This is a genomic window from Actinosynnema sp., assembly GCF_052038725.1.
This window is the reverse complement of the sequence record NZ_JBQGCX010000183.1, coordinates 1-1,798: the sequence shown is the minus strand read 5'-3', so window position 1 is coordinate 1,798 and position 1,798 is coordinate 1. Positions and strand designations below refer to the sequence as shown.

The window sequence follows — 1,798 nt, the reverse complement described above, 5'->3', positions numbered from 1 at the left end:
GCCGACGAGGCCGAGCGCGAGCAGCGGGCCAGGATCGCCTCGGCCATCGGCGAGGAGCGCGCCCGCATGGCCCGCGAGCTGCACGACGTGGCCGCGCACCACCTGTCCGGCATGGTCGTGCAGGCCTCGGCCGTGGAGCGGCTGATCGACCGCGACCCGGCCGCCGCCAAGGAGGGCGTGGTGTGGCTGCGCGGGCAGGGCAGGGAGACGCTGGACAACCTGCGGGCGGTCGTGGGCGTGCTGCGCGGCGGCGCGGACGGCGAGGACGCGCCCGTGCCGGGCCTGGAGGCGCTGGACGGGCTGGTGCGCACCGCCACCGACCTGGGCGCGCGGGTCGAGCTGGTGCGGGAGGGCCCGGAGCGGCCGGTGCCGCCGATCGCGGACATCGCGCTGTACCGGGTGGTGCAGGAGTCGCTGTCCAACGCCCGCCAGCACGCGCCCGGCGCGCCCGTCCGGATCAGCCTGCGCTACCTGCCCAGGAAGGTCGAGCTGGAGGTGGTCAACGACCGGCCCCGGCAGCCGGGCGGCGGACCGGGCAGCGGGGTCGGGCTGATCGGGATGCGCGAGCGCGCGCAGCTGATCGGGGCCGCGTTCACCGCCGCGCCGACGGCGGCGGGCGGCTGGTGTGTCATGGTGGGCCTCCCGACCTGACCCCGAAGGTGGAGGCCCTCCCCGTGATCTCCGTGGTGCTCGTCGACGACCAGGCGGTCGTGCGCGCCGGTTTCCGCGTCATCCTCGACAGCGAGGACGACCTGCGCGTGGTCGGCGAGGCCGCCGACGGGGCCTGCGCCGTCGACCTGGTGGCCAGGCTCAAGCCGGACGTGGTCTGCATGGACGTGCGGATGCCCGGCGGCGACGGCCTCACCGCCACCCGCCGCATCACCACCACCCTGGCCGACCCGCCGCCGGTGCTCGTGGTCACCACGTTCGACCTGGACGAGTACGTGTTCGGCGCGCTGGAGGCGGGCGCCAGCGGGTTCGTCCTCAAGGACTGCGACCCCGAGGACCTGGTCTCCGCGATCCGCAAGCTCGCCGCGGGCCACGGCCTGCTGGACCAGGCGGTGACCCGCCGGGTGATCGGCGAGTTCGCCCGCCGCGCCCCGGCGCCCGCCGTCGACCCGGCGGTCGAGGAGCTGCTGACCGCGCGGGAGAGGGAGGTCGTGGTGCTGCTGGCCGAGGGCAGGTCGAACGCGGAGATCGCCGAGGCGCTGTTCATCGAGCCCAGCACGGTCAAGTCGCACCTGGGGCGGGCCATGACCAAGATCGGCGCGCGGGACCGGTTGCAGACCGTGGTCTGGGCCTACCAGAACGGCCTCGCCGCGCGCTGACGGCCGCGCCCGCCGCCCCGCGGACCCCGCTCGGCCGGGCGGCGGGCGGATCAGACCACTTCCGCGGCGGTTCCGCACGACGACCGGACGCGCACCACCCTGCCGCCCGACAGCGCTTGCCGCCGATCGAGTGGCGCGCCGGGCGTGCGCGCTGTGCGTGTTGCTCCACAGCGGAGCGTGACGGTAGCGTCCTCAGCGTTCGCCGACAACACGAACCGGCCGCAGCGCCCCGCTCGAGAAAACGGGTGGCGCGCACGCGGCGCTCCCTCAGGTCGTGCCCGCACACGACCCTCTCCCGAGCACTCCCCGCGCAGGTGTCGGCAACCGCGCGCGGGTCGGCGCTCCGCCCCCCACCGCTCCTCGCAGCGCTCCGGCGTTCCCGCACGGCGGGACCGCGCCGCGATCGGCGCTGCCCTCCTGCCGACGGGAACGAGCCATGACGACGAACCTCACCGCGACGGTCACCGCCA

Annotated in this window: 2 protein-coding genes; both read left to right on the top strand. The window is 75.8% G+C overall.

Annotated features, from left to right (window positions below; all coding sequences use genetic code 11):
• Positions 1–651 (top strand): sensor histidine kinase (locus ACTUAL_RS03365; protein ID WP_440899234.1); only part of this gene is annotated, 651 nt, incomplete at its 5' end.
• A 23-nt stretch (positions 652–674) separates the two neighbouring features.
• Positions 675–1,328, top strand: a complete 654-nt coding sequence (locus ACTUAL_RS03360) for a response regulator (protein WP_440899233.1) — start codon at positions 675–677, stop codon at positions 1,326–1,328.
• Positions 1,329–1,798 lie beyond the last annotated feature (470 nt).